Here is a 19,218-nt window from a genome sequence, read left to right as displayed (position 1 = left end):
CAGCGCTGCTCAGCGGCGTTTGGCGCCCCGCTTTTCGCGCACCCGTACGTTGATCCGGATCGGACTGCCCTCGAAGCCGAATGTCTCGCGCAGCCGCCGCTCCAGGAACCGCCGGTAGCCGGCCTCCAGAAAACCGGTGGTGAATAGCACGAACGTCGGCGGCCGCGCGGTCGCCTGGGTGGCGAACAGGATGCGGGGTTGTCGGCCGCCGCGCACCGGGGGCGGCGTCGCGGCCACCACTTCCTTCAGCCAGGCGTTCAGCGGGCCGGTCGCTATCCTCGTGTCCCACGACGCCAGCGCGCTCTCCAACGCCGGCACCAGCTTCTGCACCGCCCGACCCGTCTTTGCCGAGATGTTGACTCGCTGCGCCCAGCGCACCTGCACCAGTTCGCGGTCGATCTCCCGTTCCAGCAGCTCGCGCCGGTCCTCGTCGACCAGATCCCACTTGTTGAAGGCCAGCACCAGCGCCCGTCCGGCCTCGATGACCATCGACAGCACCCGCTGATCCTGTTCGGTCAGCGGCTGTGACGCGTCGACCAGCACGATCGCCACCTCGGCGGAATCGATGGCCGCGTGGGTGCGCACCGACGCATAGAACTCGTGTCCGCTGGCCTGGCCGACTTTGCGCCGCAGGCCCGCGGTGTCGACGAAACGCCACACCTTGCCGCCCATCTCGATCAGCGAATCCACCGGGTCGACCGTCGTCCCCGCGACCTCGTGCACCACCGACCGCTGATCACCGGCCAGCTTGTTCAGCAACGAACTCTTGCCGACATTGGGTTTGCCGACGAGGGCCACCCGCCGCGGACCGCCGCCGGCCGAGGCCGACTCCCCCACTTCGGGCAGCGCGGCCAACACCTGGTCGAGCAGATCGGCCACACCGCGACCGTGCATCGCGCTGACCGCATGCGGCTCGCCAAGTCCCAGCGACCACAGCGCGGCCGCGTCGGCTTCGCCCTTCTCGTTGTCAACCTTGTTGGCGGCCAAGAAGACCGGCTTTCCCGAGCGGAGCAGGATGCGGGCGGCGGCCTCGTCGGCGGTGGTAGCCCCGACACCGGCGTCCACCACCAGAATCACCGCGTCGGCGGTGCGCATCGCCACCGACGCCTGCTCGGCCACCAGTTGCTGCAGACCTTTGGCGTCCGGCTCCCATCCCCCGGTGTCCTGCACGACGAACCGCCGTCCACTCCACAGGGCGTCGTAGGACACGCGGTCACGCGTCACGCCCGGAACGTCTTGCACCACCGCCTCGCGCCTGCCCAAGATCCGATTGACCAGAGTCGATTTGCCGACGTTGGGCCGGCCCACGATCGCCACGACCGGCGCGGGCGCCGACTCCGACAGCGCGGCCAGATCGGAATCGTCGAGCTCCCAGTCGCTTTCGTCGAACCAGGTGCCGTCGTGGGTCACCGCAGGGCTCCGCTATGCTGCGTCACCAACTCCAATAGGTGATCGACGACTTGGGCCTCGGTCATGTCGCTGGTGTCGACGACGATCGCGTCAGCCGCGGCTCGCAACGGCGACACCGCGCGAGTGGAATCCAGATGGTCGCGCCGGCGCACGTCGGCCAGCACCGCGTCGTAATCGTCGACCAACCCGGCCGCGACATTTTGATCGTTGCGGCGCCGGGCCCGGGTTTCGGCCGACGCGGTCAGAAAGATTTTCACCGGGGCATCGGGAAACACCACGGTCCCGATGTCGCGGCCTTCCACGACGATGCGATCCGGCCCCGCGGCCATGGCACGTTGCAGCTCGACCAGCCGCTCACGAACCACAGGCACCGCTGACACCGCCGACACCGCCCGGGTGACGTCACCGCCGCGGATCTCCGCCGAAACGTCTTCTCCGGAAAGGCAAAAACTGCTCGCGTCCGGGCTAAAGCCGACCGACAACTGCGCGGTTGATGCGCAGTCCCCGACCGCCGGTGCGTCCGCCGGATCGATTCCGGCGCGCAGCACCGCCAGTGTCACCATCCGGTACATCGCCCCGGTATCCAGAAAGCGAGCTCCCAGCCTACGAGCCAATCCCCTTGAAACAGATGACTTTCCAGTCCCAGCCGGACCGTCGATGGCGATAACCGTGGCCGCCACCGGCTGACGACCCCCTTGGCTTTGGTCACTCACAGGCCCACCGCTTTATACAGTTGTCCGATCTCGTCGCGACCTAATGCCCGCACACTGCCCGGGCGCTGCTTGCCCAGTGTCACCGGGCCGATATCGGTGCGCACCAATGCCTCCACCGGAAATCCCGCCGCCGCCAGCAGCCGGCGCACGATTCGATTACGTCCTTCGTGCAGCGTCACCCGCACCAACGTCTTGCCCGGGATCGCGTCCACCACCGCGAAACCGTCGACCCGGGCGAGCCCGTCGTCCAATTCGATTCCCGTCCTTAGCTTTTTGCCCAGCCCCCGCGGCACCGTCCCGGCCACCGTGGCCAGATATGTCTTGGGAACTTCGTGTGAGGGATGCATCAACCGGTGCGCCAGCTCGCCGTCGTTGGTCAGCAGGATCAGTCCTTCGGTGTCGGCGTCCAGCCGCCCGACATGAAAAAGATTCTTGTTCCCGCGGACTTTCCGCTCGATCAGGTCGCCGATACACGGCCGGCCGCGGTCGTCGGCCATGGTCGAGTGCATCCCCCGGGGCTTGTTCAGCGCCAGGTAGACGAGCGACTCGTCGAGCACCACCCGGGCCCCGTCGACCCGGATCACCGAGACGTCCGGGTCTACCCGGGTTCCCAGCTCGGTCACCAGCTTCCCGTCGACCTCGACACGGCCGTCTATGATCATCTTCTCGGCAGCCCGCCGGGACGCAATTCCGGCCTGGGACAACACTTTTTGCAAACGAATGCCCGGCGACCGCCCCAGCTCAACCATCAGTCATTGTCCACGTCGAACGTCAACGTCTGGTCGGATGGCTGGCCGCCGGCGAGTTTGATGAAACGCGGCTCGCTATCCAGAGAGGCACTCAGGTCATCGATCGTGTCGACGTCGGGAAGCAGCGGCGCGAGATCGGGCAGCTCGGACAATGCCGTCAAACCCAAACGCTCCAAGAACAAGTCGCTGGTGGCGAACGTCACCGCACCGGTGTCCTCGTCGGTACCGACCTCGGTGATCAGGCCGCGCGCCAGCAGGGTGCGCATCACGGCGTCCACGTTGACCCCGCGAACCGCACTCACCCGCGCACGCGTCACCGGTTGACGGTAAGCCACGACCGCAAGGGTTTCCAGCGCGGCGCGGGTCAGCTTGGTTCGCGCTCCGTCCAGAAGCAGCTTCTCGACGTAGGGCGCGAATCGGGCGCGGGTATACAACCGCCAGCCTTCACTGCTGTGCCGCAAATCGATGCCGCTGTCGCGTTCGGTGAGTTCGTCGGCCATCAACCTCAGTTTCGCCGCGACCCGGTAGACCGGTTGTTCGGTGGCCGTGGCCAGCGCCTCGGCGGTCACCGGGGTGTCGACGACCAGCAGCAGTGCCTCTAATACCCGTCCGAGTTCGTCGGGATGCATCTCGGTGGGCTCGGCGATATCCGGGATGCCCGATGACATGGCATAGCCGAGATCTTGGTCGGGAGCATCGTCAGTCAAGCGCCGCTCCTCAGCATCTCGTCCCGCTGCATCGTCATATCGTTGCCGGCGCGGGTCATCATTGGTCTCGAACTTCCACCAAAGCTTCGTTGGTCGGCCGTTCCCCGGTCCACGAAACCTGGAGCACCCCAAGGGGCTCTGACTGGTCGAATGCTACCGCTCGGGACCTATACAGTTCGAGCAGCGCCAGGAAGCGTCCCACCACCTCGATCGGCGCCTGACAGTCGGCGACCAGCTCAGAAAATGTGGCCCATTGGCCGCCGCCCCGCGCTTGCAGCATTGCGAGTAGGTGTTTGGCCTGTTCGGCGACCGAGACGGTCTGCTCGTGCAGGTGTGCGGTCGCCACCTTGGGTGCCGGCCGCGGAGTCAGGGCGACCGCGGCGATCTCGGCGAAGCGTTCGGCGTCGACGCCCAGCATCACCTCGGGCAGCAGGCCGGCGAACCGGTCTTCCAGGGACACCGCTCGGGGGTAACTGCGCAACGCGGTGGCCTCCAGCTCGGCGAACATCTCCGCGACATGCTTGAACGCCCGGTATTGCAGCAGCCGGGCGAACAGCAGATCACGCACCTCGAGCAGGGCGAGATCCTCGTCGTCGTCGACCTGCCCGGCCGGCAACAGCCGGGCCGCTTTGAGGTCGAGCAAGGTCGCGGCGACCACCAGAAACGCCGTGGTCTCCTCCAGGTCCAGCTGGGCGCCAATGGCTTTGGTATAGGCGATGAAGTCGTCGGTGACCTGATGCAAGGCCACTTCGGTGACATCGAGCCGGTGGGCGAAAATCAGCTGCAGCAGCAGATCGAACGGCCCTTCGAAGTTGGTCAGCCGGACCTGAAAGCCGTTCGGAGGTGCGGTGTCTGGATTCGCGGTGTCGTTCACACGCCGAATCGGTCGATGAACTCGCGGGCCAGGGCGCGGTAGGCCAGGGCACCGCCGGACTTCGGGGCCCAGGTGGTGATGGGTTCGCCCGCGACGGTGGTCTCGGGGAAACGAACCGTGCGGGTGATCACGGTATCGAACACTAGGTCACCGAACCGCTCGACGACGCGGGCCATCACCTCTCGGGCGTTGACGGTGCGCGGATCATAACGGGTCAGCAGGATGCCGCTGATCTCCAGCTTGGGGTTGAGCCGGTCGCGCACCTTGTCGACCGTGTCTGTCAGCAACGCCAGGCCGCGCAGCGAGAAGAACTCGCACTCGGTCGGGATGACCACGCCGTCCGCGCAGGCCAACCCGTTGACGGTGAGCAGACCCAACGACGGCTGGCAGTCGATGAGCACATAGTCGTAGCGGTCCAGCACCGGGTACAGCGCCCGGCCCAGGGTCTGCTCCCGGCCCACCTCGTTGACCAGCTGGATCTCTGCGGCCGACAGGTCGATATTGCTGGGCACCAGATCCATGTCCTTGACCCGGGTGTGAATCAGCACGTCGTCGATCGACACGCGCGGCTCCACCAGCACGTTGTGGATTGTTTTTTCCAGCTCGTAGTGCGGGACACCCAGGCCCGCGGACAACGCCCCCTGCGGGTCCATGTCCACCAGCAGCACCCGCCGGCCGTACTCGGCCAACGCGGCACCCAGGTTGATGGTTGATGTGGTTTTCCCGACGCCGCCCTTCTGGTTGCACATCGCCACCACCTTGGCCGGCCCGTGTGAGGTCAGCGGCACCGGATCAGGAATCGCCCGCGGCGGCCGTCCGGTCAGGCCGACTTCGATGCCGCTGTCGGGGTGGTCGGTCATACCCGGTCGCGGCTGATGGTGACGGGCGTCAGGGTGGACATCGCAGGAAAGTCTAACGGCTTCCTCCGCCTGCGCCGGGAGAACCGCGGGCAACTATGGGAGCTATGCCGTCGTCGGCAGCCGCAGGACCGCGGCGCTGTGACATGCTTCTCCGGCAAGCGCATTTCTTGGGAGCTGCCATGGACGACACGAGCACCGGCCAACGAAGCCACACCGATCAACTCGACGCCCGGCTACTACGGATCGCCGGCGTGTGTGTCCTGGGCTCGATGATGTCGATCGTGGACACGACGGTGGTCACCGTCGCGCAGCGCACCTTCGTCGCCACGTTCCACACCACTCAAGCCATGGTCGCCTGGACCATGACCGGCTACACCCTTGCTTTGGCGGCGGTGATCCCGCTGGCCGGCTGGGTAGCCGACCGGTTCGGCACCAAGCGCCCCTTCATGGGCTCGCTGCTCGCGTTCACCTTCGGCTCACTGCTGTGCGCGATGGCGCCCAACATCACTCTGCTGGTCGTGTTCCGGGTGGTGCAGGGCCTCGGCGGCGGCATGCTGATGCCGCTGGTACTGACCATCCTCACCCGAGAGGCGGGCCCCCGGCGGCTCGGGCGGGTGCTGGCCATCTTGGGCATTCCGATGCTGCTCGGCCCCGTTTTCGGCCCGGTGCTGGGCGGCTGGCTGATCGACAGCTATGGATGGCAATGGATCTTCTGGATCAACCTGCCGATCGGGCTGATCACATTGCTGCTTGCGGCAACCGTCTTCCCGGGGGATCAGCCGACACCGTCGGAGTCATTCGACGTCCTCGGCATGCTGCTGCTGTCCCCCGGCCTGGCCACATTCCTGTACGGGGTGTCCGTTGTTCCCGCGCGCGGAACGGTGACCGATCGCCATGTGTGGATACCGGCCGCGCTCGGTCTGGCGTTGATCGTCGGGTTCGTCTTGCATGCCAGCTACCGCGCCGAGCATCCGCTGATCGATCTGCGGTTGTTCACTAACCGCGTGGTCGCGCTTGCCAACTCGGCGATGTTTCTGTTCGCCGTCTCCTTTTTCGGCGCCGGGCTGCTATTCCCCAGCTACTTCCAGGAGTTGCTGCACCAGACGCCGCTAGGGGCCGGGATGAGCATGGTCCCGAGGGGAATCGGCGCCATGGTGACCATGCCGCTGGCCGGATCCATGATGGACAAACGCGGACCCGGCAAGATCCTGCTGGTCGGCGTGACGCTGATCGCCGCGGGAATGGGCATCTTCGCCTACGGGGTGGCCCGACAGGCGGCGTACCTGCCGACACTGCTCATCGGATTGACGATCATGGGCCTGGGCATGGGTTTGACGATGATGCCGCTTTCCGCCGCCGCGGTGCAGACCCTGGCCCCGCATCACATCGCGCGGGGTTCGACGCTGGTCAGTGTCAATCAGCAGGTGGGGGCATCGGTGGGAACGGCCTTGATGTCGATGATCCTGACCAGCCAGTTCAATCGCAGCGAAAACGTCGCGGCCGCACGCAAGATCGCGGACCTACAAGAGGACGCGGCCCGGCGCGGGGTACCGGTCGACCCGTCGTCGATACCGCCGCAGGCACTCAACCCTGACTTCAAAGGCAATGTGCTGCATGACCTTTCGCACGCATACAGCGTGGTGTTCGCGGCAGCGGTGGGGCTGGTGGCGTTGACACTTGTCCCGGTGGCATTTCTGCCGAAGAAGCCCGCGGGCCAGATGTCTAAGAGTGCGAAATAACCTGCCCCTTCGTCGAATGCCGCCGGCACCCGGGTGAACCAGCCCCGCCGGGCGCCAGCGCCCCGAACACCGCGCCTGGTGGATATGCTTGCACGATGACTTCGCGGGAAGGACCGTCGCACATCGCCAGCGAAAATCCGCAACGGTTGCCGACGAAGCGCGACGTGGAAATCGGCATTGCGGCAATGGCCGGTGTTGCCAAGTCCAACGGGCTCTCAGTAACCGATGAGAGCCTCCTGGAAGCCGCAAGCAGGTATCTGGCCGATGACGACATCGACTGGAGAAAGGTTGCCGAGCGACCGGCCGACGAAATATCGGCCGGGCTCGAATCCGACGTCGCGAAACGCTGCGCGTTGTTCCTGATGACCGCTGCGATTTTCGCGCACGGCAGAGTGCAGCTGCCGAGAGTCGAGGCGAGCCGGAAGGTCGCGAGGACGCTGGGTTGCCATGAGGGGTTCCTCGATGACCTACTCGACATTGCCCGCGGACGCGAATTCATCGGGGCCATGCGAATCAGGGCAAAGCTCATGAGCAGCCACGGCACATCTCGTATCCAGGTTCTGAAGGGCTTCTGGGACAACATGTCCGGTTATCTCGGGCTTTCGACCGACCCGGTGCTGGCCGCGTCCTATCACAAGCTGGGTCTTCTCGAACCGGGCCTGCTCGGACGCGAACTGTGGGCCCACTATGTGCGGAACAGCCTGAGGTTTCCGGGTGAGAAAGGCACCACGGGCGAGTTCATTGTTTCGCATGACGTGGCTCACGTCTTGTCCGCGTATTCGACGGAGCCTGCCGGTGAAATTCTTGCCGGAGCGTTCACGGTCGGATATAAGGCCCGCAACCCATTTGCACCGCTGCTGCTGGTGCTCCTGCAGTTTCAGGCCGGCATAAAAATTGACTTTCGGTCCGAGGCGCTGACCGGATCATTAGATCCCGCCGGCTATATGGATGCTTTTCGGCGCGGCCTCGAGTGCAAAGCTGACCTCACCTACGGGAGTTGGGACTGGCGACGCTACGCCGAGGTACCAGTGGCGGAGCTTCGCGAGCGGTTGGCGATTCCACCGCAATCGGCGCCGGCCGTTGCGGGCGGCACCTATCAAGAAGTCTTGTGAAGTCTAGGCAAGTCTGAGAGGTCGCTACCGGCGCTAATTGCCGAACCGGCGCGCGGGTCAGACATTAGACGAGCGGTGATTTTATCTTCGTTAACTACTCCTACCGGGGGTTTAACAAAGCGGTAATTTCATTTCGACCTCCGCGCCGCAGGGACGGCGGATACAAACTAATGCACTGATTGCCGACATCTTGCCGACATCGATGTCGCGACCGGCCGCGTCAGTCCCAATCGCTAGGTGGTGTCGATGACCGTCAATTTCTGTGCCAACAACGTTGATTGCTCTGGTCACGTTGCTTGCCCAAGCTCAGCCGGGGTCGGCGGTGGGGCATCGGCCATCGCGATGGGACGGTAGGGCGTGCCCGGCGTGCAGATCTTGCCTGTTGTCGGCAGTCCGCTGGTGGCCGGCGGCATCCGCCCCGGCCTGCTGTCCGACTTCACGGCATTGCCGCCCGAGATCAATTCCGGGCGTATGTACAGCGGCCCCGGATCGGGGCCGCTGATGGCCGCCGCGGCGGCGTGGGGCCGCCTGGCGGATGACCTGGAGACTGCGGCTACTGCCTACAGCTCGCTGATCCTCGAGCTGACCGGCCTGCCCTGGCGCGGGCCGGCGGCCGATGCGATGGTGGCTTCCGTTCTGCCGTTTGTCAGTTGGCTGAGTACCACGGCGGCGCTTGCCGAGCAGGCCGCAATTCAGGCCAGCGCGGCCGCTGCTGCCTTTGAGTTGGCGTTCGCGCTGACAGTGCCGCCGCCGGTGATCGTGGCCAACAGGGCTTTATTGATGACACTCGTCGCGACCAACTGGTTCGGGCAAAACACCCCGGCGATCGCGACCGCCGAGGCTCACTACGCCGAGATGTGGGTTCAAGACGCCACCGCCATGCACGAATACGCCGCCGCCGCGGCGGTCGCCTCGGTATTGACGCCGTTCACCCCGCCACCGAAGGTGACCAACCCCTACCCGGCGTCGATTCCATGGGACACCGTGCTCGAGTACTGGACAACGATTCTGGACGCCTTGGCCATCTCCGAGGGGTTCATTTACGACGCCGGCGGGCTGACCCTGAATGGTCTGCAGTTTGCCGCAGCGATGTTGTGGTCCAACGCGCAAGTGCCGGCTGCGGCGGCCGCGGCCGGGGCCGGCGCGCCGGGCGCCGCCGCGGGGTGGAGCTTGTCGCAAGTGGGCGCCGGGCCGGTGGCGATCAGTGCCGGTCTGGCCGTCAAGATCGGACCGATGTCGGTGCCACCGGGGTGGGACCCGCTGCCCTCGGCCGCAGGCGCCAAGGTGGCGACGGTATCGGCTCGTGGCGTCCGCGCCGCCGTCCGGGCCGGTGAATTGTCGGGCCTGCTGCCGGGCGTATCACCGGCACGGTCGAGAACGGCCGAGGCCGGCGGCAACTTCGGCCGCCGGTATGGATCACGAATCCGGGTGACGTGTCGCCCACCGAACGCCGGATAGCCGGTTCAGTGATCGCCATGGCGAGCCGCCACAACGTTAGGAGCTCATAGCGATGGATTTCGGGGCGCTGCCACCGGAGGTCAACTCCGGACGCTTGTATGCCGGACCGGGATCAGCCCCGCTGGTTGCGGCGGCCTCGGCCTGGAGCGGGTTGGCTTCCGAGCTGAGTTCGGCCGCCGACGGCTACCAGCGGGTGGTGACGACGCTGCATGCCGAAGAATGGCTGGGGCCGGCGTCGACGCTGATGATCGAGGCGGTCGCACCGTACCTGGCGTGGATGCGAGCCGCCGCCGCGCAGGCCGAGCAGGCCGCAAGTCAGGCGCGGGCGGCGGCGGCCGCGTTCGAGACGGCGTTTGCCTCCGTGGTGCCCCCACCGCTCATTGCGGCCAATCGCGCTCAGCTGGCATCGCTCATCGCGAAAAACGTGTACGGACAATACGGCGCCGCGATCGCGGCGCTGGAAGCTCAGTACGCCGAGATGTGGGCGCAGGACGCCAGGGCGATGTACAGCTATGCGGGTTCCTCGGCGAGCGCGGCGCAGCTGACCCCGTACACCCCGCCGCCGCACATCACTAGCCCCGCGGCGGCCGCAACCCAGTCCGCCGCGGTCACCCAAGCCGTCGCGACCTCGGCCGGGGCGGCGCAGAACACGTTGTCGGGGCTCATTTCTGAGCTGCCGAGCATGCTGCTGGGACTCGCATCGCCCATCTCGTCGGCACTGAATGCTGGGGGCTTGACCTCGAATCCGGGATGGCTGCAGTGGCTCATCGACTGGTATATGCCGATATCGCAACTCATCTACAACACCGTGGGTCTGCCATATTTCGCCATCGGTATCGGCAACAGCCTGATCACGTCGTGGCGGGCGCTCGGCTGGATCGGCCCGGCGGCCTCGGAAATCTCCGAAACCTCGGCCGCCGCGGCCGCAGCTGCGGCAGGCGCTGCGCCTGCTGCCCTCGGCGGCGCCGGGCCGGTAACCGCCGGTTTGGGCAACGCATCCGCCCTCGGCAAGTTGTCGGTGCCGCCCACCTGGTCAGCCAATCCGGGCCCGGGCCCGGCAGTGGCGGACGCTGCACCATTGGCCAGCGACATCGTCAATCCGCCGGAGGTCGGTGCGCCGGGAAGCCTGCTGGGCGGAATGCCACTGGCCGGCCCGGGCGCTGCCGCCGCGGGTGCGGGTCCCAAGTACGGGTTTCGGGTCACCGTGATGTCCCGACCGCCATTTGCGGGGTGACCGCCGCTGCGGTGGTGCACAATTCAATCCACCACGTGATGAGGACCCCACATGCCGCACCTGCAGCGCAGGCTTTCCAACCGTCACATCCAGTTGATCGCGATCGGGGGTGCGATAGGCACCGGCCTGTTCATGGGGTCCGGACGCACGATCTCCCTTGCCGGACCCGCCGTTTTGGTGGTGTACGCAATCATCGGGTTCTTCGTGTTTTTCGTCCTGCGGGCGATGGGTGAACTACTGCTATCGAACCTGAACTACAAGTCGTTCGTCGATTTCACTGCCGACCTGTTGGGGCCCGCCGCAGCGTTTTATCTGGGGTGGTCGTACTGGTTTGCCTGGGTCGTCACCGGCATCGCAGACCTCGTCGCGATCACCGGCTACGCCAGGTTCTGGTGGCCCGCCTCGCCGGTCTGGTTACCGGCTCTGCTCACCGTTGGCCTCATCCTGACGGTCAACTTGTTCAGCGTCGGCCATTTCGGCGAGATGGAATTCTGGCTGGCGCTGATCAAGGTCGTGGCGATACTGAGCCTGATCCTCTTGGGCGCATTCCTGGTGGTGACCAACTTCGTTTCCCCGCAAGGTGATCGAGCGACGATCGAAAACCTGTGGAACGACGGCGGATTGTTCCCCCAGGGCTTCATGGGCTTGGCCAGTGGCTTCCAGATCGCGTTCTTCGCCTACATCGGTGTCGAACTCGTCGGCACCGCCGCCGGCGAAACGGCTAACCCGCGCCGCACCATTCCCCGGGCGATCAACGCCGTTCCGGTGCGCGTGGCGATCTTCTACGTCGGCGCGCTGGTGGCAATCCTTGCCGTAGTGCCCTGGCGGCGCTTCGCCAGCGGCCAATCCCCGTTCGTGACAATGTTCTCGCTGGCGGGCCTGGCCGCGGCGGCGTCGGTCGTCAACTTCGTGGTGACCACCGCGGCCGCCTCGTCGGCGAACTCCGGGGTGTTTTCCACCGGCCGGATGCTGTTCGGCCTGGCCGACGAGGGCAGCGCGCCGGCAGTGTTCCAACGGCTCAACCGCGGGGGGGTGCCTGCGTCGGCCATTGTCTTCACGGCTCCGCTGCTGCTGACGTCCATCCCGCTGCTCTACGCGGGCGGTTCGGTGATCGGCGCCTTCACACTGATCACCACCGTCGCGTCGCTGCTCTTCATGTTCGTGTGGACGACGATCGTCGTCAGCTACCTCGTGTACCGCCGCCGGCATCCACGGCGGCACGCCGGCTCCATCTACAAGATGCCCGGCGGTGTCAGCATGTGTTGGGCGGTCCTGGCCTTCTTTGCCTTCGTGATCTGGACCCTCACCACCAAGACAGAAACCGCAGTTGCGTTGGCGCTGGTCCCGCTCTGGTTCGTGACCCTCACCGGGGGTTGGCTCATGGTCCGGCGGCGTGCCGTGAGCGTGCGCGGCTTTGCCGACGGCCCGATCAGCGGCGAACGCTCAGTGTTGCCGTAGGCCGTGGGCGTCCAGCACCACGTCACGCACCGCGGTGACCGAAATGGGTGCGGCCTTATCCGGCAGCAGGTCTGGTGATGAGGTGATGATCAGGGGCGTGTCCTCGTCGGAGTCCGGCAGCCTGCCGTGCGTGCCGCCGACATGCCGGCCGTGAAGAGCGATGACTCCCATGGTGTATCGAAGACCGAGCGCTTTTTTGGCCAGGGCCGCGGCGGCTTTGGCTTTGACGGTCCGGTCGTCGGGGTTCATCAGCAACTCGGCGGGGTCGTAACCGGGTTTGCGATGAATGTCCACGCACGGCGCGAACTCCGGCGCCCTGGTGTCGTCGAGCCAGTAGTAATAGGTGAACCAGGCGGCCGGTTCGGCGATCGCAACCAGCTCCCCCGCCCGCGGATGATCGATTGCCAAGGACCGCTGGGCGTTTCGATCCAGGACGGCGTCGACTCCGTCGAGCTCTGCGACCAGAGCTGCCACCCGGGCGATGTCGGACTCGTCACGCACATAGATATGCGCTACTTGATGGTCGGCTACGGCGAATGCGCGTGATGTCCACGGGTCCAGATATTCCCGGCCTTGTTGCGTGTAGACGTTCAGATACCCTTCCCGGCGGAGCCGGCGGTTGATATCCACCGGGTTGTTGGCCGGTGCGATCCCGTATTCGGAGACCACGACGGTCGTCATGTCATGCTCGGCGGCCGCCGCCAGCAGGGGGGCCAGTGCCGCGTCGACGTCCGCGGCGGCGGTCAGGGCCTGCGGTGACTGCGGACCGTAGCGCTGAAGATCGTAGTCCAGGTGTGGGATATACGTTGTGAGCAACGTCGGCGAATACCGCTGCAGGATTTCTATCGACGCATCCACCAGCCAGCGCGACGACGTGATGTCGGCCGTCGGTCCCCAGTATTGGAACAGCGGGAACGTGCCCAGCTTGTCGGTCAGGATGTCGTGCAGATCCGACGGCACGACGTAGCAGTCCGGCGATTTGCGGCCGTCCTGGTGGTACACCGGCCGCGGTGTGACGATCACGTCGTTGCTCGCGTTCATCGCATACCACCAGCCGACGTTCGCAGAGGTGTACCCGTCGAAGCGCCCGGCAGCGGTCTCCCAAACCTTCTCCCCCGCAACCAGCTTGTTACTCTGCCGCCACAGCAGTACCTCGCCCAGGTCACGGAAATACCAGCCGTTGCCGACGATTCCGTGCTGGTTGGGCTTCAGGCCGGTGACCATCGACGACTGCACCGAGCAGGTGACCGCCGGGAACACCGGCACCAGTTGTCGCATCGCGCCCGATGCGGCAAGCGCGGAGAGATTCGGCATGTGCCGCAGCAGCGGTTGGGTGAGCCCGACGACGTTGACCAGCAGAACTCGTCGGGTCATGCCGCGTCCCATTCGCACAACAGATCGTTCAGCCAACGGGTTTCGGCCGCGATATCGTCGGCCAAGCTGCCCATCCGCAGCGACGACGGAAGAACTTCCCATGTGTACGTTTCGATTTCGACGTCCACGGGTTGGGGTAGCGCGCCCTCACCAAGCATCGCCATCACGTCGGCGAGTACGTGTGACGTATTGCTCAGCGGTGCCGGCGGAGCCAGGTGCAGCGGGACGTGGTAGTGCACGCGGGCGCTGCCGGTCCGCGGTGTCGACGGGTCCGCGAACGACAGATCGTCGCGGAACCACTGGCGCCCGTCGGCGTCGATGCCGTTGACCTGATGCAGATAAGGGGAGCCCGCGAACTCGGCGAAGGCTTCGGCCACACCGTCGGCGGCCAGGTCGTCGATCTGAATTGCGTTGGAGGCCTGGATCTTCACCACGTCGATTCCGATGTCAGCCAGGCCGGCCACCACCTCGGCCGGGCTCTCACCCATCACGGCCAGGTGGCAGGTGTCCAGGCACAGCCCGATGTAGCGGGTATCGACGCTGCCGTGGCCGAACCAGCCGATGGCGTCGCGGCATGATCCGATCACGCAGCCGGGCTCGGGTTCGATGGCCATCCTGATTCGATGCCCGGCCTCCTGTTCGATGCGCCGCAGATCGTCGCTGAGCGCGGCCAGCGTCTGCCGGGCCCGGTCGTCGGCCGAGGCATCCCATGGGTTGCTCCAGCCCAGCGGCAGTGTCGAGATGGTGCCGAGTTCGGTGCCGGCCAGCAGGTCACTGAGCACCTCAGCGCAGTGCCGGGTGTATTCCAGCCGGTCCGGCGTGGTCCAATCAGGTTGGTATACTTTATGTTTCACCGAATCGCCGTGAAAGACCCCGTAGGGAAAAGCGTTCATGGTCACCACGGCAAGCCCGTTGTCGGCCAGAATCGCGGCCAGCCGGCTGCGCGCTGCTCGATCAGCGGCCAACCGGGCCATGGTGGCGGCCGGCAACCACAGGCCGACGCCGAGGCGTTCCAGACCGGCGCGTTGTCGAGCCGGCGCGAACACCGACAGCAGTTGGTGCTCCAGCGCCTGCAGACTGTCGGCAGCGACGACGTTGCTGCAGTAGGACAGCATCAGCGCTTTTCTCCGCGGTTGATGGTGTTGCCGGCAAAGGCCGCCTGCTGCTCTTCGCTCAACAAGCGAAGTTGCCCGCTTTGGCCGTAGAACTCGACCGGGTTGCGCCACATCACCCGGTCGACGTCGTCTTCGCTGAACGAGGCCGCCAGCATCGCCTCCGCGGTTTTGACCGTCTTGAGCGGATCGGATCGTCCCCAATCGGCGGCCGAGTTGACGATGATCCGTTCGAGGCCGAAACGCTGCATCAAGACGACCATCCGCGCTTCGTCCATCTTGGTGTCCGGATAGATGGAGAAGCCCATCCAGCATCCGCTGTCTCGGGCGGGCTCGATGGTCACCTCGTTGAGGTGGTCCAGCAGCACCATTCCCGGATCGATTCCGACCCGCTTCACCAGCTCGATGCTGGCCAGCGTGCCCCCGAGCTTGTCCCGGTGCGGGGTGTGCACCAGCGCGGGCAGGCCGTGTTCGGCGGCCATCTCCAATTGCGTTTGGAAAACCGAGGTCTCCTCCGGTGTCATGGAGTCGTAGCCGATCTCACCGACGGCGACCACACCGCTCTTCGAAAGATACCTCGGGATCTGCTCGAGCACGGCCCGGCAGCGGCTGTCGTTGGCCTCCTTGGGATTCAGCGCGATCGTGCAGTTGTGGGCGATACCGAACTGGGACGCGCGGTAACGCTCCCAGCCGATGAGACTGTCGAAGTAGTCGATGAACGATCCTGCGCAGGTGCGGGGCTGTCCCATCCAGAAGGCCGGCTCCACGACAGCACGCACACCCGCGGCATACATCGCCTCGTAATCGTCGGTGGTCCGTGACGTCATATGAATGTGCGGGTCGAAGATCCTCACTCCGGCACCTCCGTCATCGTGGCAGCCAGCTGCTGCAGCATCCGCACGTCGGCCGACACCGGCCGTCCGGCCGCAGTACGTTCATTGATGTAATCGGTTGCCATCCGGCTCAATTCCGCATCGGCACGGATGCGCAGGCCGGGTACGGCACGCAACGGAACCTCCATGAAGATCAGCTTCATCACGCCATGACGCCAGGTGGGCTGGGCCAGGAACCGTGTTCCGAATCCGCCGAGTGCCGCGCCTACCAGCCGCGGATCGTTGCACCGCAACGCATCCTCGGCCAGGGTCACGCCGGCCGCTGTGGTAACCGGTCCGAGGTTGCCGTCCAGCGCGGCCGTCTCCAGGCCGCGGAGCACGGCCAGGCGTTCGTCGCTATCCCCCCATTGGTACAGCCTTTCGACGAGCGGACCCGCTGTCTGGTCGGGATTTCCGGCCACCAGCGTGGTGAGCAGTTGCAGTCGGGCCAGGAGCGCCGCATCGCCGGAATCCTGCGACATCGCCCGCTCGGCCTTGGGGAAGGCTTCCAGGATCTTGTCCGGGCCGCTCCGGATCTCGGTCGCAGCGTTGTCGATCCACGAGCGCGCCGCGATCGGCAGTCTGGCGCGATTGATGGCGGACATGCTGCGCCGCAGCACATTCGGTGCGTCGTGGGAATGACGTGGCAACTCGACCGAGGCGACACCGCCGAAGCCGCTGCTGTGCAGTGCGTCCATCACGGCTCCGAGATCGAGGTCGCCATGGCCGAACTCGAGGTGTTCGTGTTTGAGCGGTGTCATGTCGTCGAGGTGGACATTGACCAGTTTGTCGCCCAGGTCGGCGATGGCCGCTTGCGCACCCGCCGGCTCGGTCATCACGCAGTGACCGACGTCGAGGGTGATGCCGAGTCGCGGCGGATCACCCAGTGCCCGGCACACTTCGCGGGCCTGTTCCACGGTCTCGACGAACATGCCGGGTTCGGGCTCGAATCCGAGCGTGACCGCCTTGCGGTCCGCGTAGTCGACCACCTGCGCCAGCCTGCTGACGAGCAGCTCCCGGGTGGTTTCGGGGTCGCTGTAGTCGACGGAATAGCCCGACCACAGCGACACGCAGGTGGCTCCGAGGTCCGCGGCAATGTCGATTGCCCGCCGCAGGAATTCGACGCGGGGTTCGGCGGCGATGTCGACGAGCGCGGGTTTGTGTTTGTTGCATGGGTCGAGCAGATAGCGCGCTCCCGTTTCGATCGCCACCTGCAATCCGTGGGTGTCCAGCAGCGCGCGCAATGCGCCCAGCTGCGCACCGAGATCGGAGTCGAACGGCCGAACATGCGGGTAGCCGATGGTCAATGCGACGGCGGTATACCCGTGCTCGGCGATCAGCGCGAGCGCGTCGGCGAGCGGGTGATCGGTCAAGCCATTCGTGTTGTAGCCAACATGCATCAGGTCACCTCAGTGGGTTGGGCCGCAGAAACTTTGAGCCGCAATCCAATTGCGATCCCGGACAACGCCAGCATGGTGCGCGGCGCCCGGGCGGCCAGCATGGCCTGGACCGCGATCGTCGACGCGATGCCGCTACGCACCGCGCTGCGCAGAACCTCGGCGGTCGGCTGCCGCCATGCCTTCCACAAGCCGGGGCCAAACGACCACGCGTACACCGCCGCGGCGGGTGCGGCGCGAAACCCCGGTGTGCTCACCATCGCCGAGGCGGCCACCGCCGCCGCCATACCGCCGACGATCGCCGGCAATCTCGGTTCCGAACCCGTGACCTCGCTGCGGGACAGCACCGTGATCGCCGTGGTGTGCCCGCCGACCACCGACGCCGGAACCAGCGCACGACGATAATTCGGGCCGGCGCCGAGCATCACGTCGAGGAACCGGCAACCCGCCATGACCAACGGCCCCGCGGCGGTGTCCTTGGCAACCAGGTCATAAGCGGCCACGCACAACGTGATTCGGCCGGCAGCGGCCAGACCGTGGCGGCCCCCGGCCGCCGTCGCGGTCGCCAGTCCCGCCGTGGCCAGGGCGGCGGCGAAAGATACGGCCGTGCCCCCCGACACTTCTCCGGACGGGATCGGCCGCTCGGGGCGTTCGACGGCGTCGCGCTCGCGGTCGGCCCAGTCGTTGAGCACCATGCCGCTCCAATACAGCAGCGCCGAGGCCAGCGGTAGCGCCAGGCGGCGTCCGGTCAGCGGACGCCCAGCCCAGATGGCGCCCACCGCAGTGTCACCCAGCACGGTGAGCGCAGCAGGCGCCCGCATCAGGTCCAGGTACGCCTTGACCTTCACCGGTCGGCCGGAACCGGTGTGGCAAAGGACTGAGCCCACTGCACCAGCGCCTCGTATTGCGCCGCAAGTGAATGCGTCGACGAGCCCCACGGTTCCTTGAAGAAGAAGCCGAGTTCCCCGACGACGCCGTGCGCACCGCGCATCCGGGCCATCGCCAGCAGGCGGGCCACGTCGAGAACCAACGGCGCGGCCAATGCGGAATCCGGTGCCGACCAGATGGTTTGCAGCGTGATCTGACCGCCCAGGAATCCGGTGGCGTGAATGTGGTCCCACGCAACCTTGGTTTCCCCGAGGTCGGGCACGTAGTCGATATGCAGCGGAGCGTTGACGGAGCCACCGAGCATCTGCTGGATGCCACGTTGCTTGCTGGCGAGCTTGGACTGCACAGCGACCGGGTCGGCGAGCGTGGCGCCGTCGCCGCCGCCCAGCAGATTCGTTCCCGCCCAGGAGTGTACGGTCATCGCGCGGCTGGCGAACATCGGCGCCAGCACGGTGCGCAGCAAGGTCTGGCCGGTCTTGGCGTCCTGGCCGCCGCAGAGAATGTCGGCATCGTCAGCCAGGCTGCGCAACGCGGGAACGCCCATGCTGGGCGACGGGGTGAAGCAGGAGTAGGCGGCGCCATTGCGGATCGCCGCCAGGGCCGTCAGCGCGCTTGCCGGCAGCACCATGCGGTCCTTTTCGCATAGTGCGGCCCGCAATAAATCCGGGTCGTGGTACTCGGGGCGGTCCGGCACCGGCGGCTGCGTCGATGCCACGTCGATGACCACGAAGACGTCAAGTGCGTTGCGCGAGATGAACGAGCCCATCGCATCGCTGAGCCGGTCGATCAGTTCGGCTTGGGTGCTGGCACCGACGGTGGACGGATCCGGCGTGGCCACGCAGGACGGACCGACGATCTCGGCTTCGGTGGCGGCCAGGCGATCTGACACCGCCGCGACGACGTGGTGCGGCAGCAGTCCCGCCTCGACCAGAGCCTCGGCGCGCTTGGCCAACGGGGCGGTCGAAAGGTCGCGTCCGGCCACCACGAAATCGGCATATTTCGGCAATGGGACGCCGGCGAACTCGGCAGTCGCCGTCACGCAGCCGGTTTCGGGGATCAGCCCGGCGCTGAGCGCATACAGACCCACGATCGACGTGGTCGCCACCGACCCCCGCGCACCGCTGAGCCACAGGCCGCAGCGGGGCTGCGCGGTCACCCGGGAGGTGGTGTCGTCGTGGTCCATCGCGCCGTCCTTGATCGCCGAACGCTGTAAAAATCTGATGTATCGTGCGTGACAAACTAGCTTTTCTAAGCAGAGGAT

At 66.1% G+C, this 19,218-nt stretch carries 17 protein-coding genes; 5 read left to right on the top strand and 12 right to left on the bottom strand.

All coding sequences use genetic code 11. The annotated features are described in order from the left end of the window. Positions 1-9: 9 nt before the first annotated feature. From der to MKAN_RS27210, 6 genes are all read right to left on the bottom strand, one after another. Positions 10-1,410, bottom strand: coding sequence for a ribosome biogenesis GTPase Der (gene der / locus MKAN_RS27235; protein WP_023373891.1), 1,401 nt, complete (start codon positions 1,408-1,410; stop codon positions 10-12). Beyond that, the gene (gene cmk, locus MKAN_RS27230; RefSeq protein ID WP_036394152.1) at positions 1,407-2,090 is read right to left on the bottom strand and encodes a (d)CMP kinase; all 684 of its coding nucleotides are present in this window, start codon (positions 2,088-2,090) and stop codon (positions 1,407-1,409) included. Before cmk ends, der begins: the two co-directional genes overlap by 4 nt. Positions 2,091-2,119: 29 nt before the next feature. Next, positions 2,120-2,872: a pseudouridine synthase gene (locus MKAN_RS27225; RefSeq protein ID WP_023373887.1), complete on the bottom strand. Its 753-nt coding sequence runs from the start codon at positions 2,870-2,872 to the stop codon at positions 2,120-2,122. Then, the gene (scpB, locus tag MKAN_RS27220) at positions 2,872-3,540 is read right to left on the bottom strand and encodes an SMC-Scp complex subunit ScpB (protein WP_099184892.1); all 669 of its coding nucleotides are present in this window, start codon (positions 3,538-3,540) and stop codon (positions 2,872-2,874) included. The genes MKAN_RS27225 and scpB overlap by 1 nt, the downstream gene beginning before the upstream one ends. 97 nt (positions 3,541-3,637) lie before the next feature. Continuing rightward, positions 3,638-4,453: a segregation/condensation protein A gene (locus tag MKAN_RS27215; RefSeq protein WP_023373883.1), complete on the bottom strand. Its 816-nt coding sequence runs from the start codon at positions 4,451-4,453 to the stop codon at positions 3,638-3,640. Next, positions 4,450-5,313, bottom strand: a complete 864-nt coding sequence (locus MKAN_RS27210; protein ID WP_036394155.1) for a ParA family protein — start codon at positions 5,311-5,313, stop codon at positions 4,450-4,452. Before MKAN_RS27210 ends, MKAN_RS27215 begins: the two co-directional genes overlap by 4 nt. Before the next feature lie 179 nt (positions 5,314-5,492). Here MKAN_RS27210 and MKAN_RS27205 point away from each other — a divergent pair, with 179 nt between their 5' ends. The 5 genes from MKAN_RS27205 to MKAN_RS27185 all read left to right on the top strand — a co-directional run bounded on the left by MKAN_RS27205 (position 5,493) and on the right by MKAN_RS27185 (position 12,314). Then, on the top strand, positions 5,493-7,052 hold the full coding sequence (locus tag MKAN_RS27205) for a DHA2 family efflux MFS transporter permease subunit (protein ID WP_051404591.1): 1,560 nt from the start codon (positions 5,493-5,495) through the stop codon (positions 7,050-7,052). A 185-nt stretch (positions 7,053-7,237) separates the two neighbouring features. Beyond that, positions 7,238-8,164: a hypothetical protein gene (locus tag MKAN_RS27200; protein WP_232336032.1), complete on the top strand. Its 927-nt coding sequence runs from the start codon at positions 7,238-7,240 to the stop codon at positions 8,162-8,164. 471 nt (positions 8,165-8,635) lie between these two features. Then, on the top strand, positions 8,636-9,622 hold the full coding sequence (locus MKAN_RS27195) for a PPE family protein (protein WP_080674291.1): 987 nt from the start codon (positions 8,636-8,638) through the stop codon (positions 9,620-9,622). Positions 9,623-9,674: 52 nt separating this feature from the next. After that, positions 9,675-10,856, top strand: a complete 1,182-nt coding sequence (locus tag MKAN_RS27190) for a PPE family protein (protein ID WP_023373873.1) — start codon at positions 9,675-9,677, stop codon at positions 10,854-10,856. A 51-nt stretch (positions 10,857-10,907) separates the two neighbouring features. Then, positions 10,908-12,314 (top strand): amino acid permease, encoded by a 1,407-nt coding sequence (locus MKAN_RS27185; RefSeq protein ID WP_023373871.1) that lies wholly within the window; start codon positions 10,908-10,910, stop codon positions 12,312-12,314. Here MKAN_RS27185 and MKAN_RS27180 read toward each other — a convergent pair. The 6 genes from MKAN_RS27180 to MKAN_RS27155 are packed head-to-tail and all read right to left on the bottom strand — an operon-like array spanning position 12,300 to position 19,140. After that, positions 12,300-13,688, bottom strand: a complete 1,389-nt coding sequence (locus MKAN_RS27180) for an alkaline phosphatase family protein (protein WP_036394328.1) — start codon at positions 13,686-13,688, stop codon at positions 12,300-12,302. The genes MKAN_RS27185 and MKAN_RS27180 overlap by 15 nt on opposite strands. Further along, entirely contained in the window at positions 13,685-14,803 is a 1,119-nt protein-coding gene (gene eboE, locus MKAN_RS27175; RefSeq protein WP_023373867.1) for a metabolite traffic protein EboE, read from the bottom strand. The genes MKAN_RS27180 and eboE overlap by 4 nt, the downstream gene beginning before the upstream one ends. Continuing rightward, positions 14,803-15,654: a TatD family hydrolase gene (locus MKAN_RS27170; protein ID WP_023373865.1), complete on the bottom strand. Its 852-nt coding sequence runs from the start codon at positions 15,652-15,654 to the stop codon at positions 14,803-14,805. The genes eboE and MKAN_RS27170 overlap by 1 nt, the downstream gene beginning before the upstream one ends. Next, on the bottom strand, positions 15,651-17,072 hold the full coding sequence (locus MKAN_RS27165) for a TIM barrel protein (RefSeq protein ID WP_023373862.1): 1,422 nt from the start codon (positions 17,070-17,072) through the stop codon (positions 15,651-15,653). The genes MKAN_RS27170 and MKAN_RS27165 overlap by 4 nt, the downstream gene beginning before the upstream one ends. Then, positions 17,072-17,917, bottom strand: coding sequence for an SCO3242 family prenyltransferase (locus MKAN_RS27160; protein WP_023373860.1), 846 nt, complete (start codon positions 17,915-17,917; stop codon positions 17,072-17,074). Before MKAN_RS27160 ends, MKAN_RS27165 begins: the two co-directional genes overlap by 1 nt. Further along, positions 17,914-19,140 (bottom strand): inositol-3-phosphate synthase, encoded by a 1,227-nt coding sequence (locus MKAN_RS27155; protein WP_023373858.1) that lies wholly within the window; start codon positions 19,138-19,140, stop codon positions 17,914-17,916. The genes MKAN_RS27160 and MKAN_RS27155 overlap by 4 nt, the downstream gene beginning before the upstream one ends. Positions 19,141-19,218 lie beyond the last annotated feature (78 nt).

Origin of the sequence: Mycobacterium kansasii ATCC 12478 (assembly GCF_000157895.3) — a bacterium.
Classification (GTDB): Bacteria; Actinomycetota; Actinomycetes; order Mycobacteriales; family Mycobacteriaceae; genus Mycobacterium; species Mycobacterium kansasii.
This window is presented reverse-complemented; position numbering and strand designations above follow the sequence as displayed.